This window comes from Paenibacillus sp. LjRoot56 (assembly GCF_964253335.1).
In the GTDB taxonomy this organism is placed as follows: Bacteria; Bacillota; Bacilli; order Paenibacillales; family NBRC-103111; genus Paenibacillus_E; species Paenibacillus_E allorhizoplanae.
On sequence record NZ_CAXURV020000004.1, the window covers coordinates 868,901 to 886,365 of the forward strand.

At 44.5% G+C, this 17,465-nt stretch carries 18 protein-coding genes and 1 other annotated feature; of the genes, 2 read left to right on the forward strand and 16 right to left on the reverse strand.

The features are described 5' to 3' along the window. The first annotated feature begins 162 nt into the window (after positions 1 to 162). Positions 163 to 395: a binding site (T-box leader), on the forward strand. Positions 396 to 466: 71 nt separating this feature from the next. Beyond that, positions 467 to 2,047, forward strand: coding sequence for a phosphoglycerate dehydrogenase (serA, locus tag ACSQ8O_RS29815; RefSeq protein WP_056614474.1), 1,581 nt, complete (start codon positions 467 to 469; stop codon positions 2,045 to 2,047). Positions 2,048 to 2,172: 125 nt separating this feature from the next. Here the strand turns inward: serA and ACSQ8O_RS29820 are convergent, their stop codons facing one another. The 10 genes from ACSQ8O_RS29820 to ACSQ8O_RS29865 all read right to left on the reverse strand — a co-directional run bounded on the left by ACSQ8O_RS29820 (position 2,173) and on the right by ACSQ8O_RS29865 (position 12,605). Continuing rightward, positions 2,173 to 4,059 carry an ATP-binding protein gene (locus ACSQ8O_RS29820; RefSeq protein ID WP_436244611.1) on the reverse strand — a complete coding sequence of 629 codons (1,887 nt, stop codon included), beginning with the start codon at positions 4,057 to 4,059 and terminating at the stop codon, positions 2,173 to 2,175. Next, on the reverse strand, positions 4,060 to 4,773 hold the full coding sequence (locus ACSQ8O_RS29825; RefSeq protein ID WP_056614488.1) for a response regulator transcription factor: 714 nt from the start codon (positions 4,771 to 4,773) through the stop codon (positions 4,060 to 4,062). A gap of 38 nt (positions 4,774 to 4,811) precedes the next feature. Beyond that, entirely contained in the window at positions 4,812 to 6,071 is a 1,260-nt protein-coding gene (gene ccsA / locus ACSQ8O_RS29830; protein WP_436244612.1) for a cytochrome c biogenesis protein CcsA, read from the reverse strand. Continuing rightward, entirely contained in the window at positions 6,068 to 7,729 is a 1,662-nt protein-coding gene (resB, locus tag ACSQ8O_RS29835) for a cytochrome c biogenesis protein ResB (RefSeq protein WP_436244613.1), read from the reverse strand. The genes ccsA and resB overlap by 4 nt, the downstream gene beginning before the upstream one ends. A gap of 42 nt (positions 7,730 to 7,771) precedes the next feature. Then, entirely contained in the window at positions 7,772 to 8,305 is a 534-nt protein-coding gene (locus ACSQ8O_RS29840) for a redoxin domain-containing protein (RefSeq protein WP_056614494.1), read from the reverse strand. An 83-nt stretch (positions 8,306 to 8,388) separates the two neighbouring features. After that, positions 8,389 to 9,135 carry a pseudouridine synthase gene (locus ACSQ8O_RS29845; protein ID WP_056614495.1) on the reverse strand — a complete coding sequence of 249 codons (747 nt, stop codon included), beginning with the start codon at positions 9,133 to 9,135 and terminating at the stop codon, positions 8,389 to 8,391. A 122-nt stretch (positions 9,136 to 9,257) separates the two neighbouring features. Beyond that, complete coding sequence (locus tag ACSQ8O_RS29850) at positions 9,258 to 9,791, reverse strand: spore maturation protein (RefSeq protein ID WP_056614498.1); 534 nt, start codon at positions 9,789 to 9,791, stop codon at positions 9,258 to 9,260. Positions 9,792 to 9,797: 6 nt separating this feature from the next. Further along, positions 9,798 to 10,397 carry a nucleoside recognition domain-containing protein gene (locus ACSQ8O_RS29855; protein WP_436244614.1) on the reverse strand — a complete coding sequence of 200 codons (600 nt, stop codon included), beginning with the start codon at positions 10,395 to 10,397 and terminating at the stop codon, positions 9,798 to 9,800. Between the two features lie 40 nt (positions 10,398 to 10,437). Next, entirely contained in the window at positions 10,438 to 11,631 is a 1,194-nt protein-coding gene (locus tag ACSQ8O_RS29860) for a D-alanyl-D-alanine carboxypeptidase family protein (RefSeq protein ID WP_436244615.1), read from the reverse strand. 215 nt (positions 11,632 to 11,846) lie between these two features. After that, on the reverse strand, positions 11,847 to 12,605 hold the full coding sequence (locus ACSQ8O_RS29865) for an SDR family oxidoreductase (protein WP_436244616.1): 759 nt from the start codon (positions 12,603 to 12,605) through the stop codon (positions 11,847 to 11,849). 186 nt (positions 12,606 to 12,791) lie between these two features. Between ACSQ8O_RS29865 and ACSQ8O_RS29870 the strand changes: the two genes are divergently transcribed. Beyond that, positions 12,792 to 13,403 carry a TetR/AcrR family transcriptional regulator gene (locus tag ACSQ8O_RS29870; RefSeq protein WP_436244617.1) on the forward strand — a complete coding sequence of 204 codons (612 nt, stop codon included), beginning with the start codon at positions 12,792 to 12,794 and terminating at the stop codon, positions 13,401 to 13,403. 53 nt (positions 13,404 to 13,456) lie between these two features. Here ACSQ8O_RS29870 and ytfJ read toward each other — a convergent pair whose 3' ends face one another. The 6 genes from ytfJ to ribH form a co-directional block, all read right to left on the reverse strand. Then, positions 13,457 to 13,939, reverse strand: coding sequence for a GerW family sporulation protein (gene ytfJ / locus ACSQ8O_RS29875; RefSeq protein ID WP_173110107.1), 483 nt, complete (start codon positions 13,937 to 13,939; stop codon positions 13,457 to 13,459). Positions 13,940 to 14,073: 134 nt separating this feature from the next. Next, the gene (locus ACSQ8O_RS29880) at positions 14,074 to 14,778 is read right to left on the reverse strand and encodes a DUF2953 domain-containing protein (protein ID WP_436244618.1); all 705 of its coding nucleotides are present in this window, start codon (positions 14,776 to 14,778) and stop codon (positions 14,074 to 14,076) included. Between the two features lie 124 nt (positions 14,779 to 14,902). Further along, the gene (gene scpB / locus ACSQ8O_RS29885) at positions 14,903 to 15,508 is read right to left on the reverse strand and encodes an SMC-Scp complex subunit ScpB (protein WP_056614519.1); all 606 of its coding nucleotides are present in this window, start codon (positions 15,506 to 15,508) and stop codon (positions 14,903 to 14,905) included. Continuing rightward, entirely contained in the window at positions 15,492 to 16,283 is a 792-nt protein-coding gene (locus ACSQ8O_RS29890) for a segregation and condensation protein A (protein ID WP_056614526.1), read from the reverse strand. The genes scpB and ACSQ8O_RS29890 overlap by 17 nt, the downstream gene beginning before the upstream one ends. Positions 16,284 to 16,299: 16 nt before the next feature. Then, entirely contained in the window at positions 16,300 to 16,941 is a 642-nt protein-coding gene (locus tag ACSQ8O_RS29895; protein ID WP_436244619.1) for a site-2 protease family protein, read from the reverse strand. Continuing rightward, the gene (ribH, locus tag ACSQ8O_RS29900) at positions 16,941 to 17,411 is read right to left on the reverse strand and encodes a 6,7-dimethyl-8-ribityllumazine synthase (protein ID WP_056614532.1); all 471 of its coding nucleotides are present in this window, start codon (positions 17,409 to 17,411) and stop codon (positions 16,941 to 16,943) included. The genes ACSQ8O_RS29895 and ribH overlap by 1 nt, the downstream gene beginning before the upstream one ends. Between the last annotated feature and the right edge of the window lie 54 nt (positions 17,412 to 17,465).

The window sequence follows — 17,465 nt, forward strand, 5'->3', positions numbered from 1 at the left end:
TAAGCAAAATGTCATTGCATTCTGAACATTCTTGCTATAAAATAAACGAAAAGCTTCTTATTGAGTGTCAATCCGAACATTTATGACGTAAAAGTGAAAATCGTTCGACATGTATTGACACGATTTCGAACGCATGGTAATCTATTTAAAATTCTATATCACAGTACAGCGTTGACGGAGCCAAGCAAATAAAGTAGCTTTCAGAGAACCGGTGGTTGGTGAGAACCGGTAGCGAACAAATTGCGGAGCACTCCAGAGTTATTGCATTGAACGGTAGTAGATGCAATCGGGTTAGGAACACGTTACAGTTCCAGGTCGCAAGACCAAATGAGGCTACCCATGCGAATGGGCAGCGAACTAGGGTGGTACCACGAAAGCAATCTCTCGTCCCTTTGGCTACAGGCTAATTGTCTGTATCCGAGGGCTGGGAGTTTTTTTATGTTCAAATCTAAGGAGGAACCGAATTATGTTCAAAGTTCTAGTATCCGATCCAATTAGTGACATGGGAATTCAAATGCTTTATGATGCAGCTGATGTTGAAGTGGTTAAGCAATCTGGTCTATCTGAAGACGAACTCATTGCCATTATCGGTGAGTACGATGCCCTCTTAGTTCGTAGCCAAACAAAAGTAACAGAGAAAATCATGAATGCTGGTACAAAGCTTAAAGTAATTGGCCGCGCAGGTGTTGGTGTTGACAATATTGATTTGGAAGCAGCAACAAAACGCGGGATTATCGTTATTAATGCACCTGACGGTAACACAATTGCCACTTGTGAGCTTACTTTCGCCATGATGATGGCAACAGCTCGTATGATTCCACAAGCTTACAAGAAAACAGTTGGCGGCGAATGGGATCGTAAATTCATCGGCGTTGAGCTTCGCAACAAAACACTAGGTATACTCGGTATGGGACGTATCGGTAGTGAAGTTGCGAAACGTGCGAAAGTATTTGGCATGGAAGTTATCGGCTATGATCCATTCTTGACTGAAGAGCGTGCTGAGAAAATGGGCGTAAAGCTAGGTTCAGTTAACGAAATCGCAGCAAAAGCAGATTTCATTACTGTTCATACGCCACTTACACCGGAAACGCGTCACTTGATCGCGAAACCACAATTTGAATTAATGAAACCAGGCATTCGCATCATCAACTGTGCCCGCGGTGGAATTATCGATGAGCTAGCGTTGGTTGAAGCAATTGATCAAGGAATCGTTGCAGGTGCAGCTTTCGACGTATTTGAAGTCGAGCCTCCAACGAAGGATCACCCTTTCCTATCGAATCCAAAAGTGATTGTAACACCTCATCTTGGTGCATCGACGATCGAAGCACAAGAAAACGTAGCAATCGACGTTTCCGAGGAAGTTCTTCATATTCTTCGTAATGAGCCATTTAAGAATGCTGTCAATATGCCTCCTGTTCCTGCGGATGTATTAAACAAACTACAACCATACTTCAGTCTGGGTGAAAAAATCGGTTCTGTCCTTGGACAAATCGCTCAAGGTGCGGTATCTGAAATCGTAGTTAACTATGCAGGCGACTTAATGGATGTAGATACAAGCCCATTAACACGTTACATTGTAAAAGGTATTTTCCAAAATCAATTGGAATCCATCAATATCATTAATGCTATGCATCTGGCCAAATCACGCGGTGTTAACATCGTTGTGCAAACATCAAATGCATCAAATAGCTTCACTAACCTCGTTACGGTGACGGTTAAAACGAAACAAGAGGAAAAAACACTTGCTGGAACATTACTAGCTGGCTTTGGCGAGCGCATCGTGCGTATCGATCAGTATCCAGTTGACTTCGCAGCTGAGGGTAACTTGTTGTTAATTTCTCACAACGATAAACCAGGTATTATCGGACGCGTTGGAACACTTCTCGGAAGCAATCAAGTCAACATTGCAACAATGCAAGTAGGACGTAAAGTGATTGGCGGTTCCGCAATCATGGTACTGACGATTGATAAAACGGCTCCTGCTGAGGTATTGGCCGAGCTTACCAAACAAGATGAAATCGTAAATGTTCGTGCACTTACGCTTTAAAATAAGCACAAATTGTTTCACGAACAACAAGATTTTATCTGAATATTCTACAAATAAAGGCGAATGCCGAGTGATAACTCAGCATTCGCCTTTTACTATGTGTCGAAATTCGCACAATTTTCTGTTTATTTATGTTCACAAGGCAAGCAGATCGTAAATGTGCTGCCTTGCCCCCATGTGCTTTGTACCGTGACAGTCCCATGATGGGAATCAATAATGTTCTTGACGATCGCAAGGCCAAGTCCAGTTCCCCCAGAAGATCCACGCGTACGCGCCTTGTCCGCCTTGTAGAAGCGTTCAAAGATGAACGGCAGATCCTCGGCAGGGATTCCCTGCCCCTCGTCGGCGATCTCGATTCGGATCGCGGGCCGATCCTTCGAGAGGCACGCCTCCGCCTTCAAGGCGATACGCGCCCCTGCAGGCGTATGCCGGAACGCGTTGTCGAGCAGGTTCGTCAGCACCTGCTCCAAACGATCCTCATCCGCACGCTGCAGGATGAGCGGCTCGTCTGGCAGCGTCACGCTTAACGCGATGCCGCGCTCTTTGGCCAGCACCGCGAATTTGCGGTGCATGCGCCTCACCAGGGAGTCGATTTCGACCTCCCTGAAGGAAAGCTCGAGATGGCCGGCTTCCATCCGCGCCAGATCGAGAAGATCACGGACGAGGCGCCCCATGCGGAGCGACTCGTCGTGAATGACCTGCACCAGCTCCACGCGTTCTTCCGGCGTGGAAGGAATATCATCCAGCAGGGCTTCACTGTAGCCCTGCAACATCGAGATCGGCGTACGCAGCTCATGCGAGACGTTCGCCACGAAGTCCTTGCGCAGCTTATCGAGTCGTTCCTCCTCCGTCACGTCACGGAGAACGGCCACAGCGCCGCGCACTTGATCCCTGGAGTAGAGAGGCGTCATTGCCACGGACCACACGCCATTTTGCACATGAAGCTTTGTAGCGGCCTCTGCTGACTCATCGACAACCGCTTCAAAGAGCGGAATCAGGGGTACAGGGATCGGTAACGTGTTTGGATTGCTGAAGCTCATAAGTCCCCAATCGCCAAGTGCAGTATCTGGTTTTGGGAAACGTCTTGGCTCACCTTCATCATCCGACCACTCAATCGTACTCCACTCTTCTACGATTTTCTCCCCTTGCGGGTTGCTTAGCATCACAGATCCATTCACATCCAGGGTGATCACCGCATCGGTCATACTTCGTAGAATGCTCGATAGATGTTCTTTCTCCTGACTGAGGGCATGAATACTTTCCTGCACCTTTTCCCCCATGTGATTAAAGGTTTTGGCAAGCTCTCCAATCTCATCCTTGGAAAGAATAGGGACACGCGTACCATATTCCCCATGCGTGATGAAATCCGCTGCTTTCTTCAATTGCTGCAGCGGTCTCGTAATTTGTGAGAACAAGAAGAAGGCGAAGAAAGTTGTCATGAGAAAACCAACAATGGACACATAAACAAACAATCTTAACATATACGATTGTGTGGCTTCTAACGACTGCAGGGATTGATAAAGCAATGTCGCCCCTACAATACCACCCTCCAAATTGAAAAGCGGTACGGCCACAACAAGGTATTCCGCACCTGCATCAAAGCGGCCTGTGCGCGATTTATTAATTTGCTTATCGATTGTTTGGCCGGCAAATACAGGCTTCAGTTCATCTTCTGTATAGAAATCAGATACATGGAATTCAGCTAACTGACTTCCGTTGGTTCGCGGGATGGCCATTTCCTTCATTTCCGTAGAAATCACAAGCATTCTTGAATCTTGAAAGCTGAGCAACTCATTACTTAATTGATAAAATTGCTCGTTGTACATATGCGTCGTTGCTTCCTCTGAAAACTTAACTGCCACTTCTTTCATATTCTCGCGCTGATCCGTTGCTTGCGCAAAATAATTTTCCATATAATTGACAAGAAAAAAGCCCAGTATGAGCAAGACAACCCCAACTAGGCCTATAATTGTTAACCACAGTTTACCTACGACACTTCTGAAAATAAACACTTATTTAGGCACCTCTAGCTTGTAGCCTACACCCCATACTGTCGTAATCATCGCTGCAGCATCCGGGGATACTTTGTTTAATTTCTCACGAAGTCGCTTTACATGCGTATCTACAGTACGTAAGTCACCGAAAAACTCGTAGTTCCAAACATCCTTGAGCAGCTCTTCACGAGAAAAAACTTTATCAGGTGAAACAGCCAAGTAATGAAGCAATTCATATTCCTTCGGTGTTAGGGCAACTTCCTGACCACCAGCTGTCACACGATGTGCGTCATGCTCAATAATCAAGTTCGGGAATACAATATTATTGCTTGAACTTGCATCTTTGGATAAATACGCTGTCGCTGAAGAACGACGAAGAATCGCTTTCACACGGTAAATCACTTCACGCGGTGAGAACGGTTTGACGACATAATCGTCCGCACCAACTTCAAATCCACTCACACGATTCGTCTCTTCACCCTTCGCTGTTAACATGATGACTGGTGTGGACTTCACTTGACGAAGGCGTGCACAGACTTCAATGCCATCAATGCCAGGCAGCATCACATCAAGCAAGATCAGATCGAAATCGGTTTCGGTAGCCATTCGCAAAGCGGTTTCACCGTCTTCCGCTTCTTCAATCAGATAACCTTCCTTCTCTAAATACATACGGAGTAATCGGCGAATACGTTCTTCATCATCAACAACGAGTATACTTGGCTTCAATTCCATCTTAGCGTCACATCCTCTATTAATGTACGTACTTATGTTTAAACACCTGCATAAGAATGCAGTCCAGCTATGACTAAGTTCACACCTACTAATGTAAACATAACGACGATAAATCCAATTACAGTTAACCAAGCGGATTTCTTACCTTGCCAACCTTTTGAAAGACGAAGATGAAGGAATACTGCATAGAATAACCAAGTTATCAATGCCCATACTTCCTTCGGATCCCATCCCCAGAAACGGCCCCATGCTTCCTGAGCCCAAATCATCGCGAAGATGAGTGCCCCCAGGGTAAAGATCGGATAGCCAATCGCAATAGCGCGATAACTGATTTCATCTAGATCTTCCGCATCCATCCCTTTTACAACTGGGCCAATCGCTGCTCCCAATGGTTTACGAGCCACTAGGCGTGCTAGCCAATAAAGAATGAGACCACCAAGAATGGACCAAATGACGGTATTTAATTTACGACCTGCACTAGCCCCTTCCATCCAAGATGGCGCTGTAAATAAGGGTTCAGACATCCCAAGGAATGACTTCATTTCTACGACTTTCGTATCATACGGCTGTACAATTGGAGGCAGTACGTAGGTTTCTGTCGTATGATTGGTTTCCTGTACACCTTGAGCATTCGTAACAATCACATCTTTGGAGAATACTGCTTTGTAACCTGATCCATTAAATGTAAAAATCGAGGCAATAAATGCAACGAGCATAAGGATAAAGAATAAGGTAAGCTCAACACCTCTTTGTTCCTTCTTATCGGTCTTCGTCGTCCCTGTAAAGTCAACGGCTCGAAGCAGATACATTAATCCACCGGCAAAACCAACAGCAAAGAAAGCTTCTCCGGTAGCCGCAGTTGTTACGTGAATCTTCAACCAGTAACTCTGCAACGCAGGAATCAATGGCTGTACTTCACTAGGGAAAACGGAAGCATAGGCAATAATGATAAAGCCAATCGGAAGTGCAAAGACACCTAGTACCGGAGTCCGATAGATAAGATATACGATCAAGAAAGCACACATGATCATCATCCCTAAGAATGTCATAAATTCATACATATTGGAAGTAGGGATATGATCCCCTTCAGCCCATCGTGTGAAGAAGAATGTCACATGACAAGCAAACCCGACAACCGAAGTAATAAAAGCAACGAACCCCCATTGCCTCGTATGGTCTTCCGGCTTCCGGTTGCTCCACCTTTTACCCGTTATCGAAAGAACAAACAGGAAGAATGCGAGCAAATATACAAAAAAAGCGATGAGTAGAAAGGTACTGCTAACAGAGTTTACATTCACCCCTGGTTTCCTCCATTTGCTAATGTTTTCGGTAAAACGTCCAGATCATTCTTATTTAGAGCTGCGGCAACTTCATTTCGCAGTCCAAACCAGTTCTTGTTCGTATGGCCGCCGAGCGTCAACTTGCCCTCATCAATTCGAATCCAAATGCGTCGATGCTGCCAATAGAAGCCCATAATGACACCAATCATAAAGATCGCAGAGCCAACCCAGATATATGGCATTGCTTTATCCACTCGTATGTTCAAATATGTCGTGTAATTGGCAAATTGAACACCTTCCATGGAACCAACCGCAATCTTTAGCTTCTGACTAATCGCACCGTTAATGGTATCTTGTGAGAACGTTTCCTTATCGATTTGTCTCGGGAAATACAGATAAGGTTCCCCTTTTTCAGCTAGCCCTGGTCCAGTTATGCTAAAAATAAAGGCTGGCGCTTTCGGCTCATTCGATTTGGAAATTGGTTGCCCCTTCTCTATGCCAAACTCAGGGAAGAAACCTTTCAGCGTAAGTGTATAGGCACCTACCTGATAGGACTCTTTCGGATTATTCATAGGTAGATCAAAGCTGCCATATGTCTCACCCGTAGTTGGATTGCTTAGTGTAGGCTTCACCGAGATCAGCAGTGGTGTTGCTTTATAATCAAACTGATATGCTTGCAGACCCTTGTAATCCAATGGATGATTCACAATGATATTGGCCTTATGAACTTCCTCCAGTACTGGCGCTTCTGCCCCATCCCCGCAGTTCGCGGTACAATGATACAAGACAGCTTGCGTTTCATACGTCTTCGGAACGATCTGACCTTTGGCTTTGATGCTTTCAGGAAGCTCTTGTTCATCGTACAACGTGAGTGTAAATTTCTCATTCTTGATGTAGTACGAAGTATGCGGGATGGGCTTGGTTTCACCTTCAAGGATGCTCATGTATTGATCCATATGCCAGCCAGGAATCCCGCGCATAAGCACACCGATTAAAAAGATAATGAGTCCAATATGATTGATATAGGGCCCCCAGCGGCTAAAGCGATATTTTTCAGCAAGTAATGCAGAGCCATCGGTATGTATGCGGTAATTCTTTTTACGCAAAAGCGTACCCAGCTTATTCGTCCAAGCGATTTCATCCGTTCCCGCAGGCAAATCTGTAACAAGTGTGACATTTTGCCTAGTCAGAAAATTGATATGTTTACGTATTTGTTGCTTAGACAACGCCCTATATAAGGGAAGAACACGATCCAAACTGCAAATGACTAGCGAAGTTCCAATCATGAATAGCAACGTGATGAACCACCATGAGCTGAAGGTATGAGAAAAGCCAAGGGCATGATAAATATTCCCTAGTTCCCCATAGTTTTCGCTGTAATATTGAGATGGATCCATGTCCAGAAAGGTATTCTCTTGCGGAAATATCGTACCTACAGCTGAAGCGAGCAATGTAATGAAAATGATCCAAACGGCTATTTTCACTGAAGAGAAGAAATTCCAGACTTTATCGAGCAGAGAAGGATTGGACTTCTGAGACCGTCTGGCCATCCCATCATAGCGCATTTCCAGAATGTCTCTGCCATCGATATCGATCAGCGGATTCCCACAGGATTCACACAGCGTAGTACCTGTGGGGTTCTGATGTCCGCAATCGCATTTGGTATTGTAGAACATGATGACCTCCTAAAAACGTTGAACATGTGTACGACTTATAAATTACGATTTACTGACCAAGCTAGATATCGTTTCATCAATAAATGACTCTTCCATTTGGCCAATTTTTTTCACAGCAATTTTGCCATCTGTCCCTATGAAGAAGGTTGTTGGATAGTCCATTACACCATATAATTTACGCACAACTTCATTGGCATCTAACAGCACTGGCATATTTAATTTGTATTGCTCCATGAAGCCCTGGACCGTTACTTTATTCTTGTCCACATTCACTTCTAAGAAAACGACTCCTTGGCTCTTCCACTTATCGTATTGCTTCTGCAGATCAGGCATTTCTTCTTTACATGGTGGACAAAATGTACCCCAGAAATTCACTAGCACAACCTTCCCTTTGTAATCAGAGAGCTCGTGCGTTTGACCATCTAATCCAACCAAGGAGAAGTTCGTCGCTTTCTCCCCTTGCTGCGGGTATTTCTTGCTTGCTGAAGCAGACAAATTTGTAATAATCGTAAACACACCAATAATGAGCACGATTGCAAAGATCCCAATCTGTACCCACTTTTTATTACGACCCAATGTTAATCACCTTCGCTTTGTCGACAATGTTAGTTTTTGCATATCGAATTATACCCTTATTATAACGAAAAGAAGGCCAATTCTTATTGGCCTTTTTGAACGTTATGTGTCCTTAGAGCTTCGTTCCTAAGCTCTTCAACCTCTTTGGGCGTCAAGTGGCGATACTTCGCTCTTGCCAGGCCAGTTAAGAAGATGGGACCGAATTTAATCCGTTTTAATTTGATTACTGGGAACGAAATCGCCTCAAACATCCGTCTGACTTGGCGGTTTCTACCTTCATAGATAGTGATTTGAATGACAGACTCATTCTTCTCCATATTCACATCTGCGTACTCGACCTCAGCAGGTGCAGTCATACCATCTTCTAACTGTATGCCCATTTTGAGCTTATCTAATAACGTGCCGTGTGGCACTCCTTTGACAGTTGCTTGGTATGTCTTCGGTACATGATGCTTCGGATGTGTAAGCAGATGTGCGAACTCACCGTCATTCGTTAGAATGAGCAGGCCTTCCGTATCATAATCCAGTCGACCGACCGGATATACACGCTCTCTGATTCCTGGCAAGAAATCAGTGACAACCTTACGGCCTTCGGGATCCGTTGCACTCGTAATAACACCTTTGGGCTTATTTAAAATGACATAGATCTTCTTCTGTTGACCTATCGCACGTCCATCAACCCTTATCTCATCTTCAGCTGTATTCACTTTCACACCCAGCGTCGTGACGACTTCACCGTTCACTTGCACGCGTCCCGCTGTAATGATTTCTTCACATTTCCGGCGGGATGCGATCCCAGCTTCGGCTAATACCTTTTGCAGTCTTTCCATTATCCGCTTTCACCTCAAGCTAATGATAACGGACTTAACCACAAATCTCAAGCGGCAACCCACAATAACTGACAGAAGGTGACAGAATGATGGCTATTCAGGTGCCATTACGTGCCTGCCATTTATGAAAACACGAAATAACAAATAACAAGAGAAGCGATAAAGCCAACAGCATCCGAAATTAATCCCACTTTGAGCGCATAGCCAGCTTTCCGAATTCCAATCGCGCCAAAATAGACAGTTATCACATATAAAGTTGTGTCTGTGCTCCCTTGTACCGTTGAGGCAATCCGCCCAATCATGGAATCCGGACCAAATTGCTCGATTAAATCAGTCGTAAATGCTAAGGAACCCGCTCCTGTGATAGGCCTTAGAATTGCTAAAGGGAGCACTTCTGTAGGCACACCAATACTTTCAAAAAATGGCCGCATCCAGCCTATCATCATGTCCATCGCACCAGATGCACGAAATACGGAAATCGCGACCATCATCCCGACAAGGTGGGGAATAATTTTGATCGCCGTGTCAAAGCCATCTTTGGCCCCCTCTACAAATGACTCATAGACAGGAACCTTGCGATAAGCAGCGTAAAGGGGAATGAACACTATCATGATCGGGATTGCCCATGCTGAAATAAGTGAAACGAGTGCGTACATGCTGGTTCATCCTTTCAGCGGAGGGATAGGTGAGCGAGATCTGCGATACCATCTATCCACGAATATGGCCACTGTTGTGGAAATGATCGTCGCAATGAGTGTTGTACCTACGATTTCTGCCGGGTTCATCGAATTAAAATTCATCCTTATTGCAATAAGTGTTGTCGGGATTAAGGTGATACTTGACGTATTGAGTGCAAGCAACGTGGACATAGCTGCACTGGCTTCCTCTTTGTTAGGATTAAGCTTCTGAAGCTCTTGCATCGCTTTAATCCCCATCGGAGTCGCAGCATTGCCTAAGCCAAGGATATTAGCACTCATGTTCGACATGATATAGCCAAGCGCAGGATGATTCTTTGGAATACTTGGAAAAAGGAAGCGTACAACAGGCTGAAGAAGTCTTGCCAACTTGTGCAAAATACCAGCATCTTCCGCAATACGCATCATTCCCATCCAGAATACCAATACACTTATTAAACCGAAACATACGGTTACCCCATTCTTCGCCCCATCAAATGCAGCTTGTGTAACGGATTCTACATCACCATTAATAGCTGCGACGAGGAAACCAACGACGATAAAAAATAGCCATATCCAATTCACCATAGGTCAGCACTCCTTACAACTTGGCTTTACAATTTATTAATTAATCCGCCCATATGGAGCCAGATATATGAAATAACCCCTGTACTAGCATTCTGCAGATATAACTATACTTGGTCAGCAATGTCTCTTTATAAGGACTGCTCGATTGATAGGAGAATGTTGCTTTCTCGGGAACTTGCATTAATGGGTTTGCCGGATCATAGATCGGTATCGTTTGTATCAGATTATTATTCAATGAAATTCGCAGTGCACCGCGTTCAGCTAACCGATACTCCGTCGCCATTGGATCTACCAAGCTAACTTGGTGCGTTAAGCTAGCGTATTCACCTTCTGCGAGTGGGTACTTAAACGTTCGGCTTGCTACCCAAGGGGTGCCTTCGATTGCATCGCCTTTCTTCACCAGTGTCTGCAGCGGGAAATGATTGAACCCATATTGAAGCAGCTTCGCGTGATCCGCCCAATCATCACCATCATTCAAAGTCACCACGACAAGTTGCTGTCCGTTCCGTGTAGCCGAAGATACTAAGCAACGCTTAGCGAGCTTGGTATAACCCGTTTTCACCCCATCTGCACCTTCGAACATGGAAAGCATCTTATTTTTGTTGAGCCAAGAGTAATCCCACGTTTCATTCGGATTAGGTACTTTTTTCAGCTTTGTAGATACGATGTCAGCAAATACACTATTCTTGAGCGCATACGCGGTGAGCTTAGCCATATCATTCGGACTTGAACGATGACCTTCACCTTCGTCCAGCCCGGATGGATTCGTGAAATGGGAATGATCCATCCCTAGCATTTTCGCTTTCTCGTTCATCAAATAGACGAACCCTTCAACACTACCTCCAATATGCTCAGCAATTGCCGTCGCGGCGTCATTACCGGAACGCATCATGAGTCCAAATAACATGTCATGAAGTCGCATTTCTTCTCCAAGCTTCAAGTAGATGGAAGACCCTTCTTTGCCGAAAGCATTCTTACTGACCTTGACCATGCTGGTGAGGTCGCCTTGTTCAATCGCAATGATCGCCGTCATAATTTTGGTCAAGCTAGCTATACGCATAGGCGTGTCCCCTTTTTCGCTATAAAGCACACGTCCTGACTCCACATCAACGAGCGAAGCACCGACTGCATTCGTATGAATGCTTGGCGGCGCGGCTTCTACATAGGTCCATGGCGCAATTAACAATCCAATCAAGGCACAGCAAATGACGATGAACTGGCTTTTGGTTTTCATTGGTTGGGTTATCCTCCTACACGAGCGAACTTGTACACTTTTTGAGCGAATCCACTGATGAAACTTTGTACAAGTATATGCGAGTGGACGAGGGATATGTCCTGAAAACGATCCAAAACAAAAAGGCCATCCAGAAGTAGAAAATCTACTTATGGATCAGCCTTCAATTAACGCAACTTGGCGTTTACGACTTACTTATTCAATTTAGTTCGCGATTAGTACGCTGTCCAGCCTGCATCCGCTGTAACCACAGTCCCGTTAACAAAGCTCGCATCGTCGGAAGCCAAGAATAAAGCAACCTTTGCAATTTCCTCTGGCTCACCTGCTCGTGGATTTAACCCCATGCCAACCATTGCTCTTTCCATACCAAAAGGATTTGGAGCTGTAATCGTTGTTCCGATGTTTGTGCTCACACCACCAGGCGCGATGGCATTACAACGGATACCGAGATTCGCGTATTGAAAACCAACGTTTTTCGTGAATCCAACTACCGCATGTTTAGATGCCGTATACGCTGCACCCGCTCTGGATCCATTTAGTCCGCCAGCAGACGCTATGTTTACGATGACACCACTTTTTCTCTCTGTAAAAATAGGAAGAACTTTCCGAGTTGTGCGCATGACGCCTGTTGTGTTAATAGCGAAAACTCGCTCCCATAGCTCGTCCGTAAGATCTCCAGCAGGGACAAAGTTATCCATAATACCAGCATTATTTATGAGAATATCAACGGTACCGTATTCTTTCACAGCCGTATCAATCATTTGTGCAACATCTTCTTCTTTCGCAACATTCGCTGCAACAGCAATCGCTGTACCACCTTTTGCTTCAATGCCAGTAACAACCGTTTGTGCCGCCTCTACCCGAAGATCCGACACGACAACCTTAGCTCCTTCAGCTGCGAACAACTCTGCGATTGCTTTCCCCATACCTGACGCTGCTCCTGTAACGATAGCCACTTTTCCAGAAAGCTTCATGTGTATTTCCTCCAAATGTCATGTATTTTAGTGCGAATAACTCACTGAATTGTGCCTATAGAACTTCTTACACTTGGAGTATAATAGAGTATCAGAAGTGATACAATCAGTAAAAAACGCTTGTTTGTTAGCTAACGTACAAAATGATTGATTTTGTTCACTAACGCCAAAAAGGAATGAACATGAATGTCAGAAATTACTAAAAAAACAGATCGCAGAATCGTTCGAAGTAAAATCGCTCTTCGAGAAGCCCTGCTGGCGCTGATGTCACAAAAGCCCTTTACTTCCATTTCAATAACTGAAATCGTAGAATTTGCCAACTATAATCGCGGGACTTTCTATGCCAATTATGAGAGTAAGGAAGATTTGCTTGACGATATCATTGCCAATTTAACTGGGCAATTACTACAATCCTTTCGAGCACCTTATGAACATGTTGAAATATTTCGTATTCAAGAACTGCCTGCTAAGTCCGTTATGATATTTGATCATTTTTTTCAGAATTCCTCCATCTATACCACGCTGATGAAAAGTGAAGTACTGCCCAAGCTGAAGGAAAACATGTTTAGCGCCCTAAAAAAAATCACACAAGAAGAACTATTCTACCCCGATCAAGATAACGAAATCGATCAAGAGTTGTTGAGCATTTATTCGCTTCACGCCTTACTTGGCCTTATATTTCATTGGATTGAAAGTGAATTCAAATATTCACCTTCGTATATGCAGGATCAACTGATCAAACTGATTAACTGGCGTCCCACTTCTGCCAAAACGGTCGTAAAAAGCTCTCACGATTGATGAATGCCCATGAAAAAAGCTGTCCTCAAAGGACAGCTCATAATGACAACAGGCTACACAATAAAATTCTGATTCTCGACGTTGGTGACATTCGTTGAAACGGCTGCTGGCGGCTTCGCTGACATTCCCTTGATCATACTTTGAATCTTGTCCACGACCTGCGGCGCAGAATCGATTAGGCGCTCCAAGATATGCGTTTGATTATCTAACGGCACAACCTTCACGCCATTCTTACCTACAACAAGGAAAGCAATTGGCGTAATGGATACCCCACCACCGCTACCACCACCGAAGGGGAGAGCAACTTTGGCATTGAGTGCGTCGCCACGGTTTATTCCGCCTTCGATTTCGATTTCGGAGTCTGTCACAAACTCACTACCACCTGCAGCGAAACCAAATCCGACTTTTGAGATCGGCATAATGACACTACCGTCTGGCGTTTCGACCGGGTCACCGACAATTGTGTTTACGTCGACCATCTCTTTTATATTTTCCATGGCGACTTTCATGAGGCCTTGAATCGGGTGTTCAGACATCTTCATATTCCTCCTTAGCGTTTTTTCACTATCATCATACGTTTCTGACATCGAAAGCTCATACATCAAGAACTCTAAAGAACTATCATGGTTCAGTTCTAGAATGCCCCTACTAGCATGGGGTTATGTAAAACTCACGAAGCAGGTTTGAATCTAGCTCTCGCCTTCAACGCAAACTGGATCCAGGTTCGAATACCTCCTTTAATTTTAGCTGCTCGATACAACAGCCTTATGCCAGCTGTGACAGCAAACCACACTCGGATTCGACCGGCAAAACGAAACTCCGTTGCAAATTGCTTTTCATTATATTGTGGAATCACATCAATGCGCGGCTTCGCAATTAGCTTCACATACCGGATTGTAAAGCCAAGCAATGAGGACTTGATTCCCCATATGGCCCCTGTCGTTATCGCCGTTTCCGGAGCATCACCAAGACCTACACGAGTAATCCACTTAAGCTCTGTGCACTCCACTTTAGCTAAGGTCATCTTCATCCAACCATACAAATTCAGCGTATGAACAAGAACGTCTTTCGCTTCCTCGTAAAAGGCGATGACTTTATCTTTGGTAATATGATCTCTCGTTTCATCTTTCAGCTTGGCGTTATGTTGGGTCACTTTTTCAGACTTAATTAAAATCCCTTGGGTAAATCCTTTGAATTGAATGATCGGGATGACATAACGGTATCGCACGAGCCCAAACAACCCTCGCATCTCCACGGTAAGCGTATCATTATCTTTTACTCGGGAGAAATAAAACTCACCGCGCATAAAGCTGCATAGCACAACGATAATGGCAATGATGATAACCAAGACGGCCAACCCTACCCACAGCAACACTTACGCCTCCTTAGTCAAAATGAACGAAAACTCCACGCGCAAGATGAATTCTCGCAGGTGGAGTTAGTATGACCTCTAAAAGGAAATGAAATGCATGTATGGATAAGCTTTAACCTAACATGGTCTACTCAGAGTGTTCGTCACTCACGTCGTCTAGTGTCAATTGTTTCTGATCCCCGCTCAAGCGATCGAATAGCATCCGAGTTTCTTCTTCCAAATCAAAACTACCTTGAAAGTTAGCAGAGTCTGGTAGTTCTTGGATCGAATTTAAACCGAAATACTCCAAGAATTGTTTGGACGTGCCATATAAGATCGGTCTACCCACTGCATCTGCACGCCCTACCTCCGTAATTAAGTCCTTACCCGTTAACGTAGCGAGTGCTCGATCACACTTCACGCCGCGGATCTCTTCGATCTCAACGCGTGTGATTGGTTGTTTATAAGCAACGATGGATAACGTTTCAAGAGCAGCTTGTGAGAGCGAGGAACGTGATGGCGTATAAGCAAGTCTTTCAAAATACGGAGCATGCTCCGCTAATGTAGTCAGTTGGTATGCGCCAGCAACTTCTACAATTTGGACGCCACGCCCTTTACGCTTGAAATCTGTCCGCATATCTTTCAGCAGATCTTTAATCACATAAGCATCAAGTTCCATCACCTCAGCAAGTTGCTTGAGATCTAGTCCTTCGTCGCCAGAGGCGAAGAGAAGTCCTTCAATAATCGATTTCATCTGTAGGAAGTTGAGTGTCAAGGTCGGTTCCCTCCTCTTTGGCTTGAATGACGATATCTTCAAAAAGCTGATTTTGGTAGCATGTGATTTTCTTCATTTTCATCAACTCAAGGATAGCTAGAAAGGTAACGACAATTTCTTCCCGCGTCATCTCATAATCGAATAGCTTGGAAAATAACAGCTTACCACCTTTTATTTTAAGCAAATCAACAACTTCACGAATCCGATCCTTTACCGAGATCTCATCCCGTCTGATCCGTGCAACTACGTTTCGGTTTGCTAACTTGCGCAAAGTACGCTGAAAAGCAATCAATAAATCAGCAACATCCAACCCTTCCACCGGGTTCTCTTGAAGATCCGGCAGATACGGTGTTAAATCCTCGGGTTCACGTGTGTAAACGAGGCTGCGCTCCACCTCTTTGTCCCGAAGCATATCAGCAATCGATTTATATTTCCGATATTCAATCAGCTTAGCAACGAGCTCAGCGCGTGGGTCTAACGAATCATCCATATCATCAAAATATTCGTCAAATTCAATGACAGGCGGCTTAGGTAAGAGCATTTTGCTTTTGATGGAGAGCAGAGTGGCAGCCATAACTAGAAACTCACTCGTAATATCTAACTCCAGCTCCTGCATTGCTTGTACATACCCAAGGTATTGATCTGTAATTTCTTTGATCGGAATATTGTAAATGTCGAGTTCATTTTTATCAATTAGATGAAGCAATAGATCAAGGGGGCCTTCAAATGCTTCCAACTTATAGGTAACCTTCATGTCGTTCTTCCCCTTGTCATAGTGAATAAAGATGCATAATAACCTTTACGGCGTAAGGATAAATTCCGCTGAGTGCCCATTGTCCAATCGGGGTCACCATTAAAACGATTACAAGAATAAGTGCTTTGATCTGTTGTCTATCAATCCATCGCTGTTTCGGAGTCGAGAAAAACCCTCTCCATATATACCATCCATCAAGCGGATAGAGCGGCAACAAATGAATGAGTCCAATCATTAAGTTAACGATAACACAATATTGTAAATATACACGCCATTGTTCCACAACGAGCGATTCCGATGCTGCACCAAGAAGGGCAGGTAAGTAGAAGTAAAGCCACCAAAAAAATAGCACGAGTACAAGATTCGTGAGAGGTCCCGCTAGATAAACAATGGTAAGCGATAGTTTTTTATTCTTGGGAAAACGGTCCGAATCGACTGGCATTTTCTTGGACCAGCCATATGGCCCGAAGACGATCATCGCCAACCCCAAGACGTCAAGATGCGCCAAGGGGTTAAGCGAAAACCGTTTGCTATCACGAGCTGTTCGATCTCCTAGCAGCCAAGCGACCCCAGCATGCGCTGTATCATGTAAAGTCATAGCAATTAGGAAAGCAAACAGTCGCGGCAGCAGTGTTTCTAAATGGTAATAAGCCAGCATTAGGAAGAGAATTGCTTCGTCAAATTCGCCATTTCAATCGCAGTTACGGCAGCTTCCCAGCCTTTATTGCCTGCTTTCGTACCTGCACGCTCAACGGCTTGCTCAATGGAATCCGTTGTTAATACACCGAAGATTGTGGGAATACCTGTTTTCAAGTTAATAGCCGAAACACCTTTGGCCACTTCACTGCACACATAATCAAAATGCGGCGTTGATCCACGAATAACGGCACCTAGGGTAATGACAGCATCATACTTGCCACTTTCGGCCATTTTTTGCGCGATAAGAGGAAGTTCAAATGCACCTGGAACCCACGCGATATCAACTTCACTTTCATCCACACCGTGACGCTTTAGCGCGTCTTGTGCGCCGCCAAGTAGTTTGGAAGTAATAAACTCATTGAAACGTCCTACGACGATCCCGTATTTTAAATTTTGCGAAATTAAATGTCCTTCATAAATCGTAGCCATGGTAAGAATCTCCTTTTCTTTTGAACCGTATTAGTTTAGTATGTGATCTTCACT